The organism is Acidimicrobiales bacterium (assembly GCA_034521975.1).
Lineage (GTDB): Bacteria > Actinomycetota > Acidimicrobiia > Acidimicrobiales > SKKL01 > SKKL01.
This window is the reverse complement of sequence record JAXHLR010000002.1, coordinates 335,001-356,635: the sequence shown is the minus strand read 5'-3', so window position 1 is coordinate 356,635 and position 21,635 is coordinate 335,001. Positions and strand designations below refer to the sequence as shown.

Below are 21,635 nucleotides of genomic sequence, written 5' to 3'. Positions count from 1 at the left end.
CCACCATACCCGACCACGATGACAGTGGTGTGATTCGACTACCCACTCGCTCGTCCCCACCGGTCGAGATGGGACAGCCCGGGGGTGGATCCGATCACCCGGCTGAACGAGATCCGCTCGCTCACCAGGTTCAGGACCAGCAGCACCACCATGACACCGACCCGAGCGTGCTCATCAAGGGCCATCACCACGCCCAACCCCAGAGCGGCCCCGACCGCGTTGGCGCCGGTGTCGCCGAGCATGATCTGTTCGCGGAGCTCGGGGACGAGCAGGCCGACCGCCGACCCAACGACGAAGAGCGCCGCGACCGGCGGAGATCGCAAGCCATCTCCCTCGACCACCGACCACGGCCCGACCGCGACGAGGACGACGGCGGCGATGACCGCCACCTTGGTGAGCCGGCCGGGGGCGCGGTCGAAGAGATTGGCCAGGTTGGCGGCCAAGGCCACCAGCGCGACATCGACCACGAGCTGCCAGCCGAGCTCGACCAGCACGCCGGTCTGCACGGTCGCGATGAAGGCCACCACTCCCCCGCCGATGAGCTTGAGCGCCCCGGTGGTGAGCGTCCCGGAGGCGAGCGAGCGCAGGTGCCCGGTGAATCCGCGCGAGCCGTGGTCTCCGATGAGGTCGTCGACCAACCCGAGCAGCCCGAACCCCAGCACCGCGACCAAGGTGGGCTGCCAGCCGAGCCTCAGCTCGATGGGCACGCCGGTCCACCTCGCGAGCCAGGCGAGCTGCACCGCGGCGACCGGCACGAAGCAGGCCAGCACCAGCACCAGCCCACCAGCGGTCGGGACCGACAGCCCACGGACGTTCTCACGGCGCAGGACCGGATGGTCGAACACCGCCTGTGCGGCCCGCCACAGCAACGCTGACACCGCGACACCGGCGAGAAACGAGCCGACGAGGGAGACCAAGGTCATGGCGGCGGTGGGGAGCCCGACGCGGGGGCGGTGAGGATCGGAACTCGCTCGCGCGCCGGGTCGAGGACCAGCAACGCCAGGTAGGGCAACAGGTAGACCACGAACAGGGCGACCACGATGGGACCGGAGTCGTTGGCGGCGAAGCCCAGCAGGGCGGCACCCACGACCGAGATCGCCCCGATCCGCAGCGCCGAGCGCGGGGGCAGCAACCGCTCCCACCCTCGACCCCAGGCCAACAGGTACAGCACGAAGCCGGCCACGATCGGGATCATCCATGTCCAGATCGACACCCGGAAGATCCGGAAGTTGGCAGCCTGCTTGCGCAGGTAGGTCTCGATGAGCGGCCCGAGGCCCTCGTCCAGCAGTTGTGCTGCGAAGCGCCCGAGGTGGGCTCGACTCTCGTCGGGACGAAGCAGATCGATGGAGGCGGCCGCCACCAGCACCGCCAGCGCGCCGGCACCGGCGGCGACCAGCGTCCACACGCGGATCGGCCGACCCGACAGCGCCCACAAGGTGAGGCCGAACACCGGGACCAAGGTCAACATGGCACCGGTGTTGGCCCCGAGCATCGGCAGCCCGCTGGCGATGACCACCACCGCGAACAGGGACCCGACCGCCACCAGTGCTTCGCGAGGTCGCGCGCAGCGGTGCATCCAGCCTGCCGCGAGCAGGATCGCTGCTGAGCCGAGCACGGCGAAGGTGGAGTTCGGCAACCCGTAGAAGCGGCCGGCACTGTGCAACGAGTACCCCAGCCAGCTCGACACGTTGAGCCACGTTCCGGTGGCGGCATCGATCACGATCACCGCCACGGTGAGCGCGAGCACGACATCGAGCCCCGCGAGCGGGTGGCCCCGGCGACGCGACGCGAGCGTGGCGATCACCACCGACGCGGCGATGGCGAGGATCGACGGCAGCACGACCGGCCCGGCGGTCGCTGAGGGGATCGCCTTCACGATGAAGGTCGACACCGGATAGCTGGCCACCACCAGCACCGCCCAACGGGCGACAGTCCCACTGCGGGACCCTTGCCGACGACGCGACACGACCAGCGCAACCGCGGCATAGACCAACGCCTGCGCCGCGATGAAGAGCTGGGCCTGGGCGAAGTAGGTGCGCTCGCGGACGTTGGTCTCGCGGTCGTAGCGGGAGAGGACGTCGAGGTTCGCCGGACCATCCTCGTAGCGCAACGCGTTGCCGGGAAGGTCGTGTCCCGTCTCGCCCGTCAGCGCGTGGAGCACCGTGGGGGCCAGATCGGTCAGCGTGACCAGGCCCCGACGTTGGGTGGACGGAGATGTGATCCACGAACCCGGAGGCACCCCCGAGCCGGTGGCGTACACAGGGGTGAGGCGATAGTCGCCCCCGCGGGGAGCGACCGACACGACATAGATCAAGGTGTCGGAACCCACGCGCTCGATGAGGTCCCCGAGCAGCTCGTCGGTGTGGGCCAGCGCGTCGTCGCGCATCGCGTCGGCGACTCCCGGCAGGGTCGAGGACCGGAACGACGAGGCGCGCTGGAGGTCGCCGGGATCGACCACGACCAGACCGGCACGACCGAGCGCGTCGTCGACGGCCGACAGGACCGCGTCGGGGTCGGAACGAACCCCGAACGGGGCCGAGGGGTCGTCCATCAGCAACTGGTCGGGATCGACCGAGCCGGTGGAGACGGTGAGGTCGCTTCCCATCGCCGCCAGCGCGGCCGGACGTTCCCGGGACCCGCTGCGCGTGGAGGTTCCAGGGTGATCGGCAACCCCCACCACCGCGGTGGCGATCCCGGCGTCGGCGAGCGCGTCGGCCAGCGCTCCGGGCGGCGACGCCACCTCGACTCCCTGGTTGGCCCGGATCGTCGCCGAGGCACCAGGCACCCCGATCTCACCCCGAGGCTGCACCCCGGTGATCTGCTCCAGGGTCTCGGCCACCGTCTGGCCATCGACCTCGGTGTCGGTCGGTACCGCGAGGCTTGCACCGCGACGGACCCGGACCCGCGAACCGGCACCGAGACTCAGGTATCCCTCGGCGATCGACGGGCGCCGGGCAACCGTGCGCACCGTCATGGCCCCCATCGCTCCCTCCTGGCGCAACCGGTCGAGGGTCGGCGTGTGGACGCTGGGCACGTCGTCGAAGTCGTAGGGGGCCACTCCGAAGACGACGACGTGCTCGGGGCCGGCGGCGAGCGCCTCGGTGTCGGGCTGCCAGCTCGACCCGGTCCAGGCCATCGCCGCCACCAGCACCGCGGCGAACACCACGATCGCGCCGATGCGCTGGCGCCCGGTGGTGATCCGGGGCCACAACGACCGGACGACATCGATCCCTTGCCGCCCGCGGTGGACGAACCCCGAGAAGGACCGACCCGTGTGACGGTGCTCGATGGGGGCTTCCACCTCCACGATGCGAGCTCCGGCCCTGGCCGCGTCGATGGTCATGGCCACCTCGAGCCCGAACCGTTCGGCGTCGGCCAACCCCCGCAGCAGTTCGGCACGGACGGCCCGCTGTCCCGACAGCGGCGCGGCGCTCTGCCACCCGCAGGCGCGGGCGATGCCTCGACCTGCCAGGTCGCGGACCAGACCGAACCCTGCCCGCCCACCTGCCCCTGGCAGCACGGCGATGGCCAGGTCGGCCTCGCCGTCGAGCACGGGGGCCAAGAGCCGGCCGGTCTCGGCGGCGGTCTCGGCCAGGTCGGCGTCGACGAGCAGGAAGACGTCGGCATCGGGCGAAGCGGCCACGCCCGCGGCGATGGCGCGCCCCTTGCCGACGTTGACCGGCATCGTGAGCACCTCGGCGCCGGCGCGTCGGGCCTCGGCCCCGGTGCCGTCGCCCGATCCGTCGTCGACCACCAGGACGCGGGTGACCCCGGTGATCGCGGCCGTGGCGGCGACCGTGGCCGCGATGCGGTCGACGCTGTCGTAGGCGGGGATCAGCGCGATGACGTTCACCGATCACCGCCCTCTGCCGACCGGAGCCGCGAAAGCTCGGGGGCACCCAACACCGCCTGGGCGGCGACATAGACCGCCACCGCTGCGATCCCGGCGAGTCCCACCGCCAGTGCCGCGGCCAAGCGACCGTCGTGGCCGATCAGCTCCACCACGGTCCAGGCCGCCAGACCGGCGACGGCACCCAAGATCAGATCGCGGGCCAGCGCGGGCCCCAGCGCGATGGTCCCCACCCGCCGACCCATCCCGGTCAGCAACACCAGCGACCCGGCGGTCACCACCGCGGCGTGGGTGAGGCCGAGGAACACCAGCAGCGGCGTCGCGTCGAACATCGCTCCTCCGGCGATGAGGGCGATCACCCCGACCGAGATGGTGGCCAGGTTGACCAGGGTCGGAGTCCGCGTGTCCCCCAGGGCGTAGAAGGCCCTGGTCACGAGGAAGAACGTGGCGTATCCGAGCAGACCCGCCAGGTAGGCAGCGGTGGCGGCCGCGACCAGGTCGGCGCCACGACCGTCGAGGTTGCCGAGCCTGACGAGCTCGAGCAGCGGACGCGTCAGCGCGGCCAGCACGAACGAGGCGGGGATGAGCACGAACGCCAGCATCCGCAGTCCCCAGGTCAGATCGATTGCCAGCTGGTCGGATCGACCGGCGGCGGCCGAGGCGGACAGGCGCGGGAACAGCGTCGTGGTGAGTGGGTTCGCCAGCAGCGCATAGGGCAACAGGAAGAAGGTGAAGGCCACCTGGTAGGCGACGACCCCGCCCACGACCTCGTTGGCCACGATCAGGGTCACCAAGGCGAACAGCTGGGCGAGACCGAGGTGGCCGGCGGCCCACACCCCCTTGGCTGCCAGCGGACGGATCTGGGGATGCCGGGGGGCCCATCGAGGGGTGAGCGCCAGGCCGCTCCGCCACACCGCCACCAACGGGACCACGGTCATCGCAAGGACGCCGAGGGTTGCGCCCGACGCCAGCACGAGCTTCTCGGCCATCGACAGGTCGAACGCGGGAGGCCCGTCGCGCATGGCCCAGAACATCACCATCGCTGCGATCACCATCAGGTTGTTGAACACCGGAGCGACCGCCGCCGCCACGAACCTCCGGTCGGCGTGGAGCAACGCCGTGCTCACCGCGCCCACCGCATAGAGCAGCACCTGCGGGAGGAAGAACCACAACAGGAAGGTACCGAGCTCGACCTGCTCGGCCCGGAGATCGCCATCGGCGACGCCGGTGGTGAGCACCCCCATGAGGCGAGGTGCCAGCAGCAACGCCGTCGCGACCACGACGCCGAGCAGGGCCAGGGCGACACCCAGGAGCGCGCCGGCCAGCCGCGCTGCCTCCCCGCGCCGGCCCCGGTCGATGAGCTCGACGAAGGTCGGCACCAACGCCGCCGACAGGACACCTCCGGCGAGCAGCTCGAAGAGGATGTTCGAGGTGAGGTTGGCCGCCTGGTAGGTGTCGCCGAGGGCCGTCGCGCCGAGGGCGGCGGACATGGCGATGACCCGACCCAGGCCGGTGAGGCGCGACACCAGGTTGAGGCTCGACACCGCCAGGGTGGCCCGTGTCAGGTTCTGCTGGTCGCGAGAGCGATCGCCCTCGCCGTCAGATCCCCGCGTCAGCGGGCGTGTGATGACGCCGATCACGGCGCGCCTGCCGGCAACAGCCGGTCGGCATCTGGTCCGAGTCCCACGTGCTGGACGAGTCCCACCTCGAGATCGGCGGTCGCGAGGACCAACCCGGCATCGCCGACGAAGGTTCCGATCGCGTCCACGGTGCTGATCCGTTCCCGCAGGTCTTCGTCGGATCGGATCGCGTCGATCACCTCGGTGGTCCGGTCGCCCTCGGCGGCGTCGTCGTCGCCGGTGAGCGGAGGTGCAGGAGCCAGGTTCGAGGCCACCACCACCGGAGCCGGATCGCCCGCTGACATGGCTTCCAGGACGGGGAGGACGACCTGGTCGGCCGCGAGCGACGCCTCGTCGTCGACGACGAACACGTACCGCATCTCGAAACGGGGTACGGGGCTGGCCTCGCGCTCGGGGAAGAACTCGAGATAGCCCAGCGCCAGCAGTCTCTCGAGGATCTCGGCGTCGGGGGTCGCGGGAGTTGGGTCCTCGGTCGGCTCCTCTGGCTCCTCGGCTGCGGGAGCGTCGGGAGACTCTTCGCCGGGCTGACCGGCGATCGTCGTCGTGGTCTCGTCCGGGTCCTGCGCCGCGTCGTCGCCAGTGCCCTCGCCGGACGGGTCGGGCTCGAGGGTGGCACCCTCGGGTGCCTCGCCGCCGTCGTCGCTGGCGTCGCCAGGAGCGTCGCCGGCGTCGTCGGACGACTCGTCGTCGGGCTCGGGGACCGGGCCCGAGGCCTCGACGAGCTCGTCGGCCAACTCGCGCAACACCAGCGATCGGGCCAGGGTCGCGGTGGAGAGCTGGCGGTCGATCACCTCGGAGAGCTCGGCGATCTCCTCGGAGGAGAGGTCCTCCCAGCGGGTGGTGAACACGAGGGTGCCGCTGAGCTCGGCCCCCGAAGCCCGCAGCGAGGCGCGAGCCGCATCGACCAGGTCGTCGCTGGTTCCCTGAACCGACAGCATCAGGACCGGGACCTCGCTGAGGTGACCCCCGAACAGCGCTCGACCCTGGTCGGTGAGCTGGTCGGCCAGATCATCTCTCTCGCCCAGCTCGGTTCGCAGCGCCGCGTTCGCCTCGTCGGTGCGCGAGACCTCGTCGTCGAGCTCGTCGAGGCGGCTCTCGAGCGTGTCGATGGTGTAGCGCTGGATCATCGTGGAGCCGAGCGTCACCCCGATACCGAGCGCGAGGAACACCGCGGTGATCGACACGATGTGGTAGCGGAGATTGATCATGGGTGCTCCTAGAACGTCAAGAGGTAGCCGCGGAGCACCACGCGCAGTGGCTCGCTGACGACGAAGATCACGGTGAGGGTGAAGATGGCGGCCAGCACCAGCAACGCGAGGTCGCGCTTGCGGACACTCTGCCGGTAGAGCCGGCTCACACCCTTGGCGTCGACCAGCATCGGCCCGACCTTCATGCGCACCAGGAAGGTGGAGGCCATGCCCGCTCGGCCCTTGTCGAGGAAGTCCGCCATGGAGCTGTGGGTCCCCACCGCGACGATCAGCTCGGTCCCCTTCTCGTAGGCGAGCAGCATGGCGATGTCCTCGCTCGTGCCCTCGAGGGCGACGACCACATAGGGCAGGCCGAGCTCGTCGAGGCGCGCCGCTCCCGGCGCGTGGCCGTCGCGGTAGCCATGGACCACCAGCTCCGCCCCGCTGAGCAGCGCCCGCTCGGACACCGAGTCGAAGTCGCCGACGATCATGTCGGGTTTGAGGCCCATCTCGAGCAGGGCATCGGCACCGCCGTCGACACCGATGAGCACCGGGTGCATCTCGGTCATGTACCCGCTGCGTCGCAGCATCTGGAGGTCGTCGCGGTAGTCACTGCCCCTGACCACGATGAGCGCCTGGCGCCCGGCCAGAGGGGTACGAAGCGCAGGGAGCTCGAGGTCGTCGAGCAGCAGATGCTGTTCGCGCTGCAGGTAGCCAAGCGTGTTCTCGGCAAACCGGGCCAGCTCGAGTCCCATGCTGTCGCGCGCATCGGCGATCGCCACGTCGAGGGTGGAGGTGGTCTGGCGAACGCCGCGCCCGATCAGCCGGCCGTCGACCTGGACCTCGGCGCCGACGACGGCGATCTCCTCGCCATCGGTGATCTCGTCGAGCAGCCCGGCCCCCACGTTGTCGACCAGGGGGATCCCCGCATCGGTCAGCAGCAGCGGCCCACGGTTCGGGTAGCGCCCTGAGACCGACGAGGCTGCGTTGACGACCGCTCCCACGCCGGCCGACACCAGTGACCCTGCGGCGACCGGGTCGAGATCCTCGTGATCGATGACGGCGATGTCGCCCGGATGGATCCGCTGGATCAGGTCCTTGGTGCGACGTCCGACCCTGGCGCTTCCGACCGTCGGTGCGGGAGCGATGGGATGTGACCGGCGGCGGCGGGCCCCCATGGCCCGAGGCGTGCTCACGGCCGGGCTCGTCGGGCTTGGTCGAGCAGCTCCGCCGCGTGGCGCCGCGCGGTGGAGCTGTCGAGGGTGCCCGACAGCATCCGCGACAGCTCGACCACCCGGTCGTCGCGGTCGAGGGTGGACGTCTGCGAAACCGTGGTGTCGTCCTGGTCGTGCTTGGTGATGGCCACCTGGTGGTCGGCGTGGGCCGCCACCTGCGGGAGGTGGGTCACCACCAGCACCTGATGGTCGCCCGCGACCTCGGCCAGCGCCCGTCCCACCGCGACCGCCGCCTCGCCGCCGATGCCCGCATCGACCTCGTCGAAGACCAGCGTCGGGGGTCCAGCGGTGAGCACCAGCCGGATCGCCAGCATCGTCCTCGCCAACTCACCGCCCGACGCGGTCTTGGCCAGGGGCAGCGCGGGCGAGCCGGGGTTGGCGGCGAGATAGAGCTCGACGTCGTCGCCGGGATCGACCGATCCCACCGACACCTCGACCTGGGCCTTGTCCATGGCGAGATCGGCCAGGCGGGTGGTGATCGCCATGGCCAACCCCGGTGCCGCAGCCCGTCGAGCGGCTCCGATCGCGGTCTCGGCATCGGTCAGGGCCTGCAGGGCCTCAGTGCGCTCGCTGTCGAGGCGCGCGGCGGTGGCATCGTGACCTTCGAGCTCGGCGAGCCGGCCCCTGGCCGTGGTGGCGTAGTCGATGACCTCGGCGAGGGTGTCGCCGTACTTGCGTCGCAGCTCGCGAAGCAACTGGCGGCGCGATCGGACCGCATCGAGACGTTCGGGGTCAGGGTCGATCGACTCGCCGGTGGTGCGCACGTCGGCCACCAGTTCGCTGAGCTCGGCACTGATGCTTCGCAGGCGTTGCTCGTGGTCGGTGAAGGGGCCCCGACCGGCCAACACAGACAGCGCCACCGCCACCGAATCGAGGGCGCCTGCGTCCTCGGCCAGCGCGGCGACCGCCGCGGCCGCTGCCTCCTGGTGAGCGACGGCGTCGGCCAGCAGGTCTTCCTCGGCGTCGAGCGCATGGTCTTCGCCGGGGTCCTCGAGGTGGGCGGCATCGAGCTCGTCGACCTGGAAGCGGTAGAGATCGATCTCGCGGGCTCTGGCCCGTTCGTCGCCTCCGAGCGCGGCGAGCTCGGCGTCGAGCTCGACCAGGTGGCGCCGAGCGCGGCGTAGGTCGTCGAGGTCGATCGCCCCGAAACGGTCGAGAACCTCGCGCTGCACCGCGGTGGACAGCAGCGACTGGTGCGCGTGCTGTCCGTGGAGATCGATCAGACGCCGCCCCCAGTCGGCCAGTTCGGCCACGGTGGCCAACCGACCGTCGACATAGGCACGAGAACGGCCGTTCCGTGGCACGGCGCGAGCCAGGACGACCTCGGATCCGTCGGATTCGTCGGGGTCTCCCGGCGCGAAGCGGCCTTCGATGACGGCTTCGTCGGCACCGGGACGCACCAGGGTCGAGTCGGCGCGAGCGCCCACCAACAGCTCGATCGCATCGACGATGAGGGTCTTGCCGGCTCCGGTCTCGCCGGTGAGCGCGGTCATGCCTCGCCCGAACAGGAGTCGACTCTCCTCGATCACGCCCAGGTTTCGTACTGCCAGCTCGATCAGCACCGCCACACCTCTCGCTCGACCGGCTGATGACCGCCCCCGTCCGCGTGGGCCGAGATCATCGATCGTTCAATCCGAACTTGTTCTTGAGGATCCGGTGGAACTCGCGCGGTCCGAAGGTGACCAACCGTGCCGAATGCCTCGATGCGCGACAGGTTATCGAGTCGCCCTCGTCGAGCTGCCCAGCCGGCTGGCCGTCGATGGTCAGCGCCGCGGGACGATGATCGGCAACGGCGACGACGAGCTCGGTCTCGGGTTCGAGGACCAGGCTGCGGTCGAAGAGCATGTGGGGCGACACGGGGGTGAGCAGCAACGCCCGGTGCCCGGGGTCGATGATCGGCCCTCGAGCCGACATCGCGTAGGCCGTGGACCCGGTGGGCGTGGCGACGATGAGGCCGTCGGCGATGTAGGCGCTGAAGTACTCATCGTCGATGGTCACGGCCAGCCGCACCGTGTGGCCGGGCGCGATCCGCTCGAGCACCGCCTCGTTGAGCGCGTGTTCGACGGTGCCACCGTGGCCGGCGATGGTGGCGGTCACCGACAGCAGCATCCGGGTCTCGATGGTGTGATCGCCGGCGAAGTACCGTTCGAGCGCGGTCTCGAGCTCGGCCGGTTCGATCTCGGTGAGGTAGCCGAGGCGGCCCACGTTGACGCCGAGCACGTCGACGTCGTGGGACGCGACCAGACGGACCGAGCGCAGCATCGTGCCGTCGCCTCCGAGGCTGAGCACCAGATCGAGTCCTTCGGCGAACTCGTGGTCGTCGACGCCGACGCCGGCGACCGCCGGCGCGTCGGTGGTCGTGACGCGCGTGGAGTGGCCGTGAGCGCCCAACCAGTCGATCGCCCCGGCAGCTACCGCCTTCACCATCGGCCGATGCTGGTGCAGCACCAGGCCCACCTCAGCCATGCGCGCCCCGCAACTCGACCGCCGCCCGCACCGCGTCGCGCAACCAGCCGTCGATCGTCTCGGCAGGCGACGAGGTGACCATCGGCTCGGGAGCGCGGAGGTGCAGGAGGAACTCGACGTTGCCATCGGCTCCGGTGAGTGGGGAGACCATGGCCCCCATGATGGCCGCTCCACCAGCGTTGATCGCGTCACGCACCTCACCGAGGACCCGCAACCAGATGTCGGGGTCGCTGATCACTCCCCGTCCCCTGGAGGCCTCCTGACGTCCGGCTTCGAACTGTGGCTTCACGAGGACCACCACGTCGGCCCCGGGCAGGCACAACGCCAGCAGGTCGGCGACGACGGTCCTCAGGGAGATGAACGACAAGTCGGCCACGACCAGCTCCGCCGGACCGCCCACGGCCTCTGGATCGAGGCCGCGCAGCGACGTCCGCTCGTGGGACTGCACCCGATCGTCGTCGCGCAGGTGTTCGTGCAGCTGCCCTCGGCCGACGTCGACGGCGACGACCTGGCTGGCACCGTGCTGGAGCAGGACGTCGGTGAATCCCCCCGTGGAGGCGCCGCAGTCGATGGCGCGCCGGCCGGTCGGGTCGATGTTGAAGCGTTCGAGCGCGGCGGCCAGCTTGTCGCCACCACGACTGACGAAGCGTGGACCGGGCCCCGCGATGTTGAGCGACTCGCCGGGCGCGACCAACCGGGCCGCCTTGTCGGCGATCGCGCCACCGACGGTCACCCGCCCAGACCGGATGTCGGCCTGAGCCTGTTCTCGGCTGGGGCTCAGGCCCCGCCGGACCAGCTCGACGTCGAGGCGTCGACGGCTGGTGGCGATGATCAGGCCCCGGTGGCCTTGGTGCCGGCGCCGCTGCTGGCAGCCTTGGTGCCGGCGCCCGACTTGGACGAGGTCGCCTTGGTGCCGGCGCCAGACTCGGACGAGGCAGCCTTGGTGCCGGCGCCAGACTTGGACGAGGTCGCCTTCAGAGCCTTGGCCAACTTCGCCTCGGTCTCAGACACGCGGGCTTCGAGCTCGGCCAAGTCGGCCTTGGTGACGACGGTGACCGGCGCCAAACGGACACCGAGCTCGGACCGGAACTCGTCGAGGTCGGCGATGAGGCGATCGCTGTTGCGGCGAGCCCACGAGATCAGCTCGTTGACCGCCCCCGTCACCTGCTCGGCGGTGGGTTCGGCCTTGGAGCGAAGCTCGCCGGTGACACGCTCACGGGCCTCGTCGGCCTGCTCGGCAGCGTTCCTGGCATTGCTCGTGACCTCGGTGGAGAGCCGTTCGGTCGATTCGGTGAGGGTCTCGATGAACTGGCGGGTCGCGTCCTGGGTGCGGTTGAGCAGATCCTGCGCGGCCGTCTGGGCCTTGGCGATGGGGGTGGTGTCGTTCGTGGTCATGGCTCGATAGTAACGCCAGTGAGCAAATGCTTGCAAGAGTTAGCACCCCGGTCGTCGGTCACACCCTTGCCTCACCGAGCGCTCGCTCGACCAGCGCCGCGAGGTCGGCCCCCACCAGCTCCGGGACCGGATCGATCCGTTGGACCTCGGACCCGGTCACCCCCGTGTGGACCAGACCGAACCGGTAACCCAGTGCGACGGCGAAGCGTCCATCGGTCTCGGGGCGATCGCCGACCATCGTCCCGTCGGCGCCGAGGCGCCGTCGGACCAGCTCGACCATCGGATCGTGGGGCTTGCCCGCCACCACCGGCTGCACCCCGCTGGCGGTCACCACCGCGGCGAGGATCGCTCCCCCACCGGGCAGCTGACCATCGGGGGTGGGGTAGGTCGCGTCGTCGTTGGTACCGATCAGACGGGCCCCGTTGCGCACGGCAAGGGTCGCTGCGCTCAGCCGATCGAAGTCGAACGCGCGGGTGAAGCCGACCACCACGGCATCGACGTCGGTGGCTCCGGGCGCGGCCGGATCGTCGACCACCACGACACCTCGATCGTGTAGCGCCTCGGCCACCCCGGGGCCGGCACAGACGAAGGCCCGCTCGCCGGGGCGCACCAACGTCGCCCCGGCCATGGCCGAGGTGACGACCGACCCTGGCGCTTCGACACCCATGGCCGCCAGCTTCTCTTCGACCTCTGTGACCGGAGCCGACGAGTTGTTGGTGACGAAGAGGACCGCGATGCCTGCCTCGCGCAGCCATCCGATGGCCGTGGCCGAACCGGCGATGGGTTCGTCGCCCAGCCACATCACCCCGTCGAGGTCGATCGCCCAGCCCACGTGGCCATCGTGGCAGATCGGCACCTGGCACCGAGGCCCCCCGGTTCTGCCAGGATGTTCGGATGCCTCGTTTCTCGCCGTTCCCGGCTGCCCGCTACGACACCAACCGCCTCGACCTCACCGCTGTCACCTCCCCTCCCTACGACGTCATCGACGACGCCGAGCGAGCAGGTCTGGCCGCCCGCGATCCGGCCAACGCCGTTCACATCGACCTCCCCGCCGAGACCGGCGAGCTCGACCGCTACCAGGCCGCGAGGGCACGGCTGGACGAGTGGCTCGCCTCCGGTGTGCTGGTCCGAGAGACCGCTCCGGCCTTCTACGGCTACCGCATGTCGTTCGTCGACGCCTCGGGGAGGACCCATCGCAGCACGGGAGTGTTCGGCGCGCTCGAGCTGTCGAGTCCCGGTGAGGGCCACCTTCTTCCCCACGAGCACACCACCCCCAAGGCCAAGAGCGATCGCCTCGATCTGCTCCGGGCCAGCGAGGCCAACCTGTCTGCCATCTGGGGCCTCTCGCCCTCCGCCGGGCTCACCGCCGCCATCGGCGAGCCGGAACCTGACGCCGACAGCTGGTCCGACGACGACGGCATCGACCACACCATGTGGGTCATCCGCGATCCCGACCAGATGGCGGCGATCAGCGCCGCGGTGCAGGCCAACCCGGTCGTCATCGCCGATGGACACCACCGCTACGAGACCTCGCTGCAGTACCGCGACGAGCGCCGAGCGGCCTCACCCGACGGGTCGGCCGGTGACGCCGAGACGGCCATGTTCCTCATCGTCGAGCTCGTCGCCGACGAGCTCGACGTTCTGCCCATCCACCGCCTCATCAACGGGCTCGACACCGTCGATGGCCTCGCCGAACGGCTGACCGACTGGTTCGAGGTCGGCGACGATCTCGAAGCGACGCCGACCTTGCTCGACCAGATGATCGAGCACGGCCACCTGGTGCTGGTCGAGCCGGGACGGCTCCGGGCGCTGCACCCACGACCGGGAGCATTCGATCACGTCCGCGACCTCGACACGGTGCGACTCGACGCCGCGCTGGCCGGTGTCGGTGACGTCGAGCTCTCCTACCAACACGGGATCGACCACGTGGTGCGAGCGGTCGAGGATCGCACCGCGCAGGCGGGTGTGCTGGTCAGACCGGTCACGGTCGACCAGATCGCCGCCACCGCCGACGGCGGCGAGCGCATGCCGCCCAAGACGACCTTCTTCCACCCCAAACCCCGAACGGGTGTGGTGTTCCGGGTCCTCGACCGCTAACGAGCGACGAGGACCCGGACCGGCGGCCTCAGCCGACCTCCCAGGTCGCTCCGGAGCGCAGGAGCTCGGCCAGATCGCCGGGACCCCGCTGCTCCTGGGCGTGGGCGAGCTGCTTGTCCATCTCCTCGGAGTACTCCGGACGATCGACCGACCGGAAGACCCCGACCGGTGTCGGTTCGTGGGGGCTGCTCGAGATCTGGGCGAGCATGAACGCCAACGCCGAGGTGGGCGCCTTCTCGTCGTGCACCACGATCTCGGACTCGTCGACATCGGCCACATCGACGATCTTGGCCTGGCCGCTGCGGTCGATCACCACACCGCTCGACCCCTCCGGGCCGAACCGAACGGGCTGGCCGTGCTCGAGGGGGATCAGCATCGACTCGCGGTTGGCCTTGCTGGTGATGTCGCCGAAGGCACCGTCGTTGAAGACGTTGCAGTTCTGGTAGATCTCGACCACCGCAGCGCCCTTGTGCTCGTGAGCCCGCCGAAACGTCTCCTGCATGTGCTTGCGGTCCATGTCATGGGTGCGGGCCACGAAGCTGGCCTGGGCCCCCAATGCCAACGAGATCGGGTTGAAGGGCTGGTCGAGCGAACCGAACGGCGTGGACTTGGTGACCTTGCCCACCTCGCTGGTGGGTGAGTACTGGCCCTTGGTCAGCCCGTAGATCTGGTTGTTGAACAACAAGATGGTGAGATCGACGTTGCGGCGCAGGGCATGGATCAGGTGGTTGCCACCGATGGAGAGCAGGTCGCCATCGCCGCCGATGACCCACACGTCGAGGTCGGGTCGAGACAGCGCGAGTCCGGTGGCGATCGCAGGGGCACGACCGTGGATGGAGTGCATCCCGTAGGTGTTCATGTAGTACGGGAACCTGGCGGCGCAGCCGATCCCGGAGATGAACACGGTGTCCTCGCGACGCACGTCGAGGTCGGGCATGAGCATCTGCACCGCGGTGAGGATGGAGTAGTCCCCACAACCTGGGCACCACCGGACCTCCTGGTCGGACTGCCAGTCCTTGCGGGTCGTGGGGGCGAGATCAGTCATCGAGGGCTCCAGTGATGGCAGCATGCAGTTCGGCGGCGGTGAAGGGCGTGCCCTCCACCTTGTTCACGGATCGGGCGTCGACGAGGAACTCGGCCCGCACCATCCGCGACAGCTGGCCGAGGTTCATCTCGGGGACCAGCACCCTGCGGTAGCGGCTGAGCACCTCACCCAGGTTCGGTGGGAACGGGTTGAGATGACGGAGATGGACCTGGGCGACCTTGTTGCCGTCGCCACGTGCTCGTTGGACCGCGGTGGTGATGGCGCCCCAGGTCGAGCCCCACCCGAGCACCAGCACCTCGGCATCGGCGTCGCCGGCGACCTCCACCGGTGCGATCGTGTCGGCGATCTTGGCCACCTTGCTCGCCCGCAGCGCCACCATCCGTCCGTGGTTGGCGGGGTCATAGGAGATGTTGCCCGAACCGTCCTGCTTCTCGATCCCGCCGATGCGGTGCATCAACCCCTCGGTGCCGGGGGTGGCCCACGACCGGGCGAGGGTGTCGGGGTCGCGGAGGTATGGCCAGTACTCGGGTTCGCCGTCGGGCGAGGTGTGGTTCGCCTCGGTGGCGAACTCGACGTCGATCTTGGGGAACGACGCGACATCGGGGAGCCGCCAGGGCTCGGTTCCGTTGGCCAGGTAGCCGTCGGAGAGCAGGATCACCGGTGTGCGGTACTGCAGTGCGATGCGCACGGCCTCGATGGCGGTCTCGAAACAGTCCGAGGGCGTGGAAGCGGCCACGATGGGAAGCGGCGACTCGCCGTGGCGCCCGTACATGGCCAGCAGGAGGTCGGCGGCCTCGGTCTTGGTGGGAAGTCCGGTCGAGGGGCCACCGCGCTGGATGTCGATGATCACCAGTGGCAGCTCGAGGCTCACCGCGAGCCCCATCGTCTCGGACTTGAGCGCCACACCGGGTCCGCTGGTGGTGGTGATGCCGATGTGGCCACCGAAGGACGCCCCGAGGGCGGATCCGATGCCGGCGATCTCGTCCTCGGCCTGCAGGGTGCGCACGCCGAAGTTCTTCTGCTTCGACAGCTCGTGGAGGATGTCCGAGGCCGGGGTGATGGGATAGGACCCGAGGAACAGGGGAAGCTCGGCGAGCTGGCCGGCCGCGATCAGTCCCCACGACAGGGCGGTGTTGCCGTTGATGTTGGTGTAGGTGCCGGGCTGCTGCGGCGCCGGCTCGACCTGGTAGCGGTGGTCGAACAGCTCTGCGGTCTCGCCGAAGGCGTGCCCGGCCTTGAACGCCAGCACGTTGGCCTCGTGGACCGTGGGGTTCTTGCCGAACTTCTCCTCGATCCAGTCGAGGGTGGTGTCGATGGGCCGGGTGTACATCCACGTGACCAGACCCAGCGCGAAGAAGTTCTTCGAGCGGTCGGCGTCGCGGGGCTTGACCCCGGCGGGGACGACCGCCTCCTTGGTCAGCGAGGTCATCGGGACCTCATAGACCGAGTAGCCCTTCAGGGAACCGTCGGTGAGCGGGTTCTCGGAATAGCCCGCCTTCGCGAGGTTGCGCTCGTCGAAGGTGTCGACGTTGACGATCACCGTGCCTCCGTCCTCGAGACGGTTGAGCTCGGCCTTGAGCGCGGCGGGGTTCATCGCCACCAACACGTTGGGAGCATCGCCGGGGGTGGTGATCTCGTGGTCGGAGATGTGCACCTGGAACGCCGAGACGCCGGCGAGGGTGCCTGCAGGGGCACGGATCTCGGCGGGGAACTCGGGCAAGGTGGCCAGATCGTTGCCGAACAGCGCGCTGGCGCTGGTGAAGCGATCGCCGGTCAACTGCATGCCGTCGCCGGAGTCGCCGGCGAATCGGATGACGAGGCGGTCGAGCGTCTCGGGCTCCCGCGGGGCCGTGTCTGTCACGTGCGTTCCTTCGATCTGTAGACCTGATCCACGCGGCCACCCTATCCAACTGAGCAGTGGTCCCGACAAGGCCAGAAGACCCTCAGCGATGGGTCGAGCGACCCGACCTCGGACGCGGCAGGGGGCCGAGCCACCGGCCCGGCCCCCTGTCCTGCGTCGCTGCCTCGGGGATGACCCCAACCCCCCAGATGAGGTTCCCCGGCGCGCTGCACCCAAGTTTCTAGGCGATCAGTCGCTCCGCGTCCAGAGCGGTTCGACCGCCGACCGGGCGCTGACGCCGATCAGGTGATCGACGCCTCGTAGATGCTGGCGATCGAGCGGTCGAGCACGGCGTTGAACTCGTCGTCGCTCTGCTGGGCGGTCAGTCCCTCGGTGAGGGCGCGGGAGAAGCTGGCGATGACCCCGTGGTTGCGGGCGAGACGGGCGTTGGCGTCGTCGCGCGAGTAGCCACCCGAGAGCGCGACGACCTTCAAGACGTTGGGGTGCTCGACCAGATCGCGGTAGAAGTCGTCGGACTCGGGGAGCGTGAGCTTCAACATCACCGATTGCTGGGCGTCGAGCGAACCCAATCGGGCGAGGATCGCGTCGCGCAGGAGCGCCTCGGCCGCGGCCTTGTCGGGGCTGTGGATGTCGATCTCGGGTTCCAGGATGGGTATCAAGCCCGCGTCGAGGATCTGGCGCCCGATCTCGAACTGCTGATCGGCGATGGCGTCGACACCACCCGGGTCGGCCCGGTTGACGACCGACCGCATCTTGGTGCCGAAGACCCCCTTGGCCCCTGCCCGCTCGAGGAGCTCGGACAGCCCGGGGATGGACTTCATGAGCTGCACCCCGTCGGTTTCCTCGGCCAGGCCCTTGTCGACCTTCAGGAAGGGCACGACCCCCTTCACCGACCACAGGTACTGCGACGCCTCGCGGCCGTCGATCTCACGGTCCATGGTGTCCTCGAAGAGGATCGCCCCCACCACTCGGTCACCACCGAAGGCCGGGCTGGTGATGATGCGTGAGCGCATCTGGTGGATGAGGTCGAACATCTCGTCGTCACCGGAGTAGGTGTCGGGCTCGATGCCATAGAGCGCCAACGCCTTGGGGCTCGAACCACCACTCTGGTCGAGGGCGGCGATGAACCCGCGTCCGCTCTTCACCTTGTCGAACTGCGCCTGGTCCATGGCTTCCATCCTGTGCGGGGGTGGTGTGGCGTGCGATACCTGGGCGCCGTGGCGCGGTGCCCGCCACTTCAGCGTAGGCGGTCGCGGCAGGGTGATCAGACAGCGCCCAGCGCCGCCACGTGGTCGGCGATCACCCGGTACGACCGGTCGAGGCCCGCGGTGACCGAGCTCTGGCGCGCACCCGAGGTGATCCGATCGGCCACGACCTCGGTCCGGCTGGCGGTGCCGCCTCCGGCCCGGAAGAAGCGTCGCCGGACCCGGCCCACCACCAGCACCTCGTCGCCCGCGGACAGCGCGCGCGGGGGTCGAGCGCGACCGGGCACCACGGCAACGCTCTCGGCGGGTCCGCTACCGGTACGGGTGGTCACCTCGTAGGTCCACACCTCGTCGCCCGATGGGAGGGTACGGGACCTCGGTTCGCTGGACAGGTGGCCGTGCAGGACGACCAGGTTCAGGTCCGGTGTGCACTCGCTGGATGCAGCCATGTCTTCCTCCTGAGCCGGCCAGGGCCGGCACCGTCGCCCACACGGGCGCTGAGCCAAGGGGAAGTCACGGGACGAGCGTACTCGCGCCCAGTGACAACGACCTCGCAGGAACGGCGGCCGGTGCCCTCAGGCAGCGACGTCGACCACGACCCGGCCGCGCACACGGCCCTCGAGGATCTCAGCGCACACCCCCGGGACATCGGCAAGGGTCACTTCGCTGGTCATCGAGGCGAGCTGGTCACGGTCGATGTCCGATGCCAGACGGTCCCACGCGGCGACTCGCCGCTCGTAGGGGGTCTCGACCGACTCGACGCCCGCCAGGGTGACCGCCCGCAGGATGAACGGCGCCACCGTGGTGGATAGGTCGATGCCCCCGGCCAACCCACAGGCCGCGACCACTCCGCCATAGCTGATCCGGGCCAACACGTTGGCCAGGGTCACCCCTCCCACCGCGTCGACCCCACCGGCCCAGCGCTGGGATTCGAGCGGCCGAGGTGGCTCGCCCAGCTCGTGGCGATCGACGATCTCCACCGCGCCCAGGTTCTTCAGGTAGGCGGCCTCCTCCGGGCGGCCGGTGACCGCTGCCACCTCGTAGCCGGCGGTGGCGAGCAGGCTGACCGCCACGCTGCCCACGCCGCCAGAGGCCCCGGTGACCACCACCGGCCCGGCCTCGGGTCTGAGTCCCTGGCGCTCGAGGGCGAGGACGCACAGCATCGATGTCAGCCCGGCGGTGCCGATCGACATCGCGGTCCGGGTGTCGAGAGCGTCGGGCAGCGGCACCACCCACTCGCCTCGCACCCGGGCCCGTTCACTGTGGCCACCCCAGTACCGCTCGCCCATCCGCCATCCGTTCACCACGACCCGGTCACCGGGTCGGTAGCGAGGATCGGTGCTCTCGGCCACCACCCCGGCGAGGTCCACGCCGGGCACGATCGGATAGGCGCTCACCACGCCGGGCGCTCCCTGGTAGGCCAGTCCGTCCTTGTAGTTCACCGTCGAGTACTCGACGGTGATCGTCACCTCGCCCTCGGGCAGGTCGCGATCGTCGAGGTGTCGTAGCGACGATGTCACGCGGTCCCCCGACCGCTCCAGATAGATGGCACGGAACACCTGCGCTGCTCCCTTCCTCGGGTTCGGTCTGTGGGCTCAGCGAAGCGAATCGACCCGGCCCGCGACATCGCCGAACTCGGGATCGGCGGCCGCCACCCGTTCGAACAGCGAGCGGGCTTGGGGCAGATCGCCGGCGCGCTCTCGGAGGTCGGCCAGGGCATAGGCCCGACGCAGGTGGTGGCCGAGGGGGTTCTTCGGGAACCTGAAGCCCTTCTCGAGCAAGGCGATGGCCTCGGAGAGACGGCTCCGGTCGGCCAGCGATCCGGCCACGACGATGCGCCCCTCGGTCACCAGTTCGGCGCTCGGAGAGACCTCTCGCAGCTCCTCCCACAGCTCGTCGACCTCATGCCAGCGGCGCAACGCCCGGTAGCAGTCGGCGAGCACGGGATGCTGCTCGGTCGAGCCGGTGAGCTCGCGGAAGGTCTCGAGCTCGGCAACCGCCTGCTTCCAACGTCCGGTCCGGTAGTGGGTCAGTCCCAGCAACTCCCGGACTGCAGCGTTCGCCGGCATGCGGTCGGCCAGTGGGACGAGCAGCTTGCGGGCCTCCTGGTACCGCTCCCGTTCGAACGCTCGCGCCGCGTCGCGCAGCCGGCTCTCCATGCGCGCGACCTCCTTGGGGCCGACCGCGCGCCCGACACCGGCATCATCGAGGTCGATCCGCGAGGCTGCGTCCGAGCGCCGGTGCTCGGACGGCTTCGCACCCCGGCGCACCGCGCCCGCAGCAGCGTCGCGCACCGGACCTTCGTCGATCCAGGTGTCGGGCGCTGCGTTGGCCGGACCGCGGCGTTGATCGGGCCCCGCAGTCCCCGCACCACGCGGGTCGTCGTCGAGCCGGCGTGCCCCCTTGCGAGCCAGGCTGCCCCACTCGCGAGGGCCCCGGTCGCGGTCCTGGCCGCCTGGCTCACGCGCCGGATTCGTGCGTGCCGGGTCCTTCGGCCCACGCCCCGACGGGGGCGAACCCGATCGCGGTGGGCGACCCTTGCCGGCAGAGGGCTTGGCGCGACTTGGCGGTCGCGAGCCCCGGCCCGGACGCGACGGCTCCGAGGGACGGGGCGGTGATGCCATCTCCGCATCGTACCGGACATCAGACCCGGCCCGAAAACGACGAACGGGCCCCCGAAGGGGCCCGTTCTCGTGAGAAATCCGGCGGCGTCCTACTCTCCCAGGGGATCTCTCCCCAAGTACCATCGGCGCTGGTGGGCTTAACTTCCGTGTTCGGAATGGGAACGGGTGTGACCCCACCGCTATGGCCACCGAAACCTCTGTCAAGGGCGGCGCAGCACGCGCAGCCTGCCCTCGAGAACTCCATAGCGAGCACGAACATCCCTGGACCCCCACGATGTGAGGAGAATCCAAGCCCTCGGCCGATTAGTACCGGTCAGCTGAACACGTTGCCGTGCGTACACTTCCGGCCTATCAACGTGGTGGTCTGCCACGGGCCTTACCCGGTTGACCCGGTGGGGAACCTCATCTTGAAACAGGCTTCGCGCTTAGATGCTTTCAGCGCTTATCCTTTCCGCAGGTCGCTAACCAGCCGTGCCCTTGGCAGGACAACTGGCACACGAGAGCTGCGTCCGTCCCGGTCCTCTCGTACTAGGGACAGCCTTTCTCAAGTTCCCTCCGGCTGCAGAGGATAGGGACCGAACTGTCTCACGACGTTCTAAACCCAGCTCGCGTACCGCTTTAATGGGCGAACAGCCCAACCCTTGGGACCTGCTTCAGCCCCAGGATGCGATGAGCCGACATCGAGGTGCCAAACCTTCCCGTCGATATGGACTCTTGGGGAAGATAAGCCTGTTATCCCCGGGGTACCTTTTATCCGTTTGCGACGGCGCTTCCACACGCGACCGTCGGATCACTATGTCCTGCTTTCGCACCTGCTTGACCTGTATGTCTCGCAGTCAAGCTCCCTTGTGCCATTGCACTCGACGCCTGATTGCCAACCAGGCTGAGGGAACCTTTGAGCGCCTCCGTTACCTTTTGGGAGGCGACCGCCCCAGTCAAACTACCCACCTGACGCTGTCCCCAACCCGGATCACGGGTCTAGGTTAGAGCTCCGTCATACGCAGGGTGGTATTTCAAGGATGGCTCCACG

Annotated in this window: 17 protein-coding genes and 2 rRNA genes (1 of these 19 only partly in view); 1 reads left to right on the top strand and 18 read right to left on the bottom strand. The window is 69.6% G+C overall.

What is annotated here, in order from left to right; translation table 11 throughout:
- Positions 1-38: 38 nt before the first annotated feature.
- Genes U5K29_01880 through U5K29_01835 form a run of 10 tightly spaced genes read right to left on the bottom strand, consistent with a single transcriptional unit; the run spans position 39 to position 12,605 of the window.
- Positions 39-923 carry a hypothetical protein gene (locus U5K29_01880; GenBank protein MDZ7677282.1) on the bottom strand — a complete coding sequence of 295 codons (885 nt, stop codon included), beginning with the start codon at positions 921-923 and terminating at the stop codon, positions 39-41.
- Complete coding sequence (locus U5K29_01875) at positions 920-3,853, bottom strand: glycosyltransferase family 2 protein (protein ID MDZ7677281.1); 2,934 nt, start codon at positions 3,851-3,853, stop codon at positions 920-922. Before U5K29_01875 ends, U5K29_01880 begins: the two co-directional genes overlap by 4 nt.
- The gene (locus U5K29_01870; GenBank protein MDZ7677280.1) at positions 3,850-5,490 is read right to left on the bottom strand and encodes a lipid II flippase MurJ; all 1,641 of its coding nucleotides are present in this window, start codon (positions 5,488-5,490) and stop codon (positions 3,850-3,852) included. The genes U5K29_01875 and U5K29_01870 overlap by 4 nt, the downstream gene beginning before the upstream one ends.
- Positions 5,487-6,698 (bottom strand): copper transporter, encoded by a 1,212-nt coding sequence (locus U5K29_01865; protein ID MDZ7677279.1) that lies wholly within the window; start codon positions 6,696-6,698, stop codon positions 5,487-5,489. Before U5K29_01865 ends, U5K29_01870 begins: the two co-directional genes overlap by 4 nt.
- Positions 6,699-6,706: 8 nt before the next feature.
- On the bottom strand, positions 6,707-7,873 hold the full coding sequence (gene steA / locus U5K29_01860; protein MDZ7677278.1) for a putative cytokinetic ring protein SteA: 1,167 nt from the start codon (positions 7,871-7,873) through the stop codon (positions 6,707-6,709).
- Complete coding sequence (recN, locus tag U5K29_01855; GenBank protein ID MDZ7677277.1) at positions 7,870-9,474, bottom strand: DNA repair protein RecN; 1,605 nt, start codon at positions 9,472-9,474, stop codon at positions 7,870-7,872. The genes steA and recN overlap by 4 nt, the downstream gene beginning before the upstream one ends.
- Positions 9,475-9,529: 55 nt before the next feature.
- Positions 9,530-10,378: an NAD(+)/NADH kinase gene (locus U5K29_01850; GenBank protein MDZ7677276.1), complete on the bottom strand. Its 849-nt coding sequence runs from the start codon at positions 10,376-10,378 to the stop codon at positions 9,530-9,532.
- Positions 10,371-11,207 carry a TlyA family RNA methyltransferase gene (locus U5K29_01845; protein MDZ7677275.1) on the bottom strand — a complete coding sequence of 279 codons (837 nt, stop codon included), beginning with the start codon at positions 11,205-11,207 and terminating at the stop codon, positions 10,371-10,373. The genes U5K29_01850 and U5K29_01845 overlap by 8 nt, the downstream gene beginning before the upstream one ends.
- A gap of 2 nt (positions 11,208-11,209) precedes the next feature.
- Positions 11,210-11,773 carry a hypothetical protein gene (locus U5K29_01840; GenBank protein MDZ7677274.1) on the bottom strand — a complete coding sequence of 188 codons (564 nt, stop codon included), beginning with the start codon at positions 11,771-11,773 and terminating at the stop codon, positions 11,210-11,212.
- A 58-nt stretch (positions 11,774-11,831) separates the two neighbouring features.
- Entirely contained in the window at positions 11,832-12,605 is a 774-nt protein-coding gene (locus U5K29_01835; protein ID MDZ7677273.1) for an HAD-IIA family hydrolase, read from the bottom strand.
- Between the two features lie 62 nt (positions 12,606-12,667).
- Between U5K29_01835 and U5K29_01830 the strand changes: the two genes are divergently transcribed.
- Positions 12,668-13,870 carry a DUF1015 domain-containing protein gene (locus U5K29_01830; GenBank protein MDZ7677272.1) on the top strand — a complete coding sequence of 401 codons (1,203 nt, stop codon included), beginning with the start codon at positions 12,668-12,670 and terminating at the stop codon, positions 13,868-13,870.
- 28 nt (positions 13,871-13,898) lie between these two features.
- Here the strand turns inward: U5K29_01830 and U5K29_01825 are convergent, their stop codons facing one another.
- From U5K29_01825 to U5K29_01790, 8 genes are all read right to left on the bottom strand, one after another.
- Positions 13,899-14,915: a 2-oxoacid:ferredoxin oxidoreductase subunit beta gene (locus U5K29_01825; GenBank protein ID MDZ7677271.1), complete on the bottom strand. Its 1,017-nt coding sequence runs from the start codon at positions 14,913-14,915 to the stop codon at positions 13,899-13,901.
- Positions 14,908-16,776, bottom strand: a complete 1,869-nt coding sequence (locus U5K29_01820; protein ID MDZ7677270.1) for a 2-oxoacid:acceptor oxidoreductase subunit alpha — start codon at positions 16,774-16,776, stop codon at positions 14,908-14,910. The genes U5K29_01825 and U5K29_01820 overlap by 8 nt, the downstream gene beginning before the upstream one ends.
- A gap of 281 nt (positions 16,777-17,057) precedes the next feature.
- Positions 17,058-17,945, bottom strand: coding sequence for a fructose bisphosphate aldolase (locus U5K29_01815; protein MDZ7677269.1), 888 nt, complete (start codon positions 17,943-17,945; stop codon positions 17,058-17,060).
- 95 nt (positions 17,946-18,040) lie between these two features.
- On the bottom strand, positions 18,041-18,430 hold the full coding sequence (locus tag U5K29_01810) for a hypothetical protein (GenBank protein MDZ7677268.1): 390 nt from the start codon (positions 18,428-18,430) through the stop codon (positions 18,041-18,043).
- Positions 18,431-18,556: 126 nt separating this feature from the next.
- Positions 18,557-19,540 (bottom strand): MDR family oxidoreductase, encoded by a 984-nt coding sequence (locus U5K29_01805; GenBank protein MDZ7677267.1) that lies wholly within the window; start codon positions 19,538-19,540, stop codon positions 18,557-18,559.
- Positions 19,541-19,576: 36 nt separating this feature from the next.
- Entirely contained in the window at positions 19,577-20,275 is a 699-nt protein-coding gene (locus U5K29_01800) for a CDC27 family protein (GenBank protein MDZ7677266.1), read from the bottom strand.
- Between the two features lie 406 nt (positions 20,276-20,681).
- Positions 20,682-20,798: ribosomal RNA gene (rrf, locus tag U5K29_01795) — 5S ribosomal RNA — on the bottom strand.
- Positions 20,799-20,888: 90 nt separating this feature from the next.
- Positions 20,889-21,635, bottom strand: a 23S ribosomal RNA gene (locus tag U5K29_01790) (it continues 2,320 nt past the right edge of the window).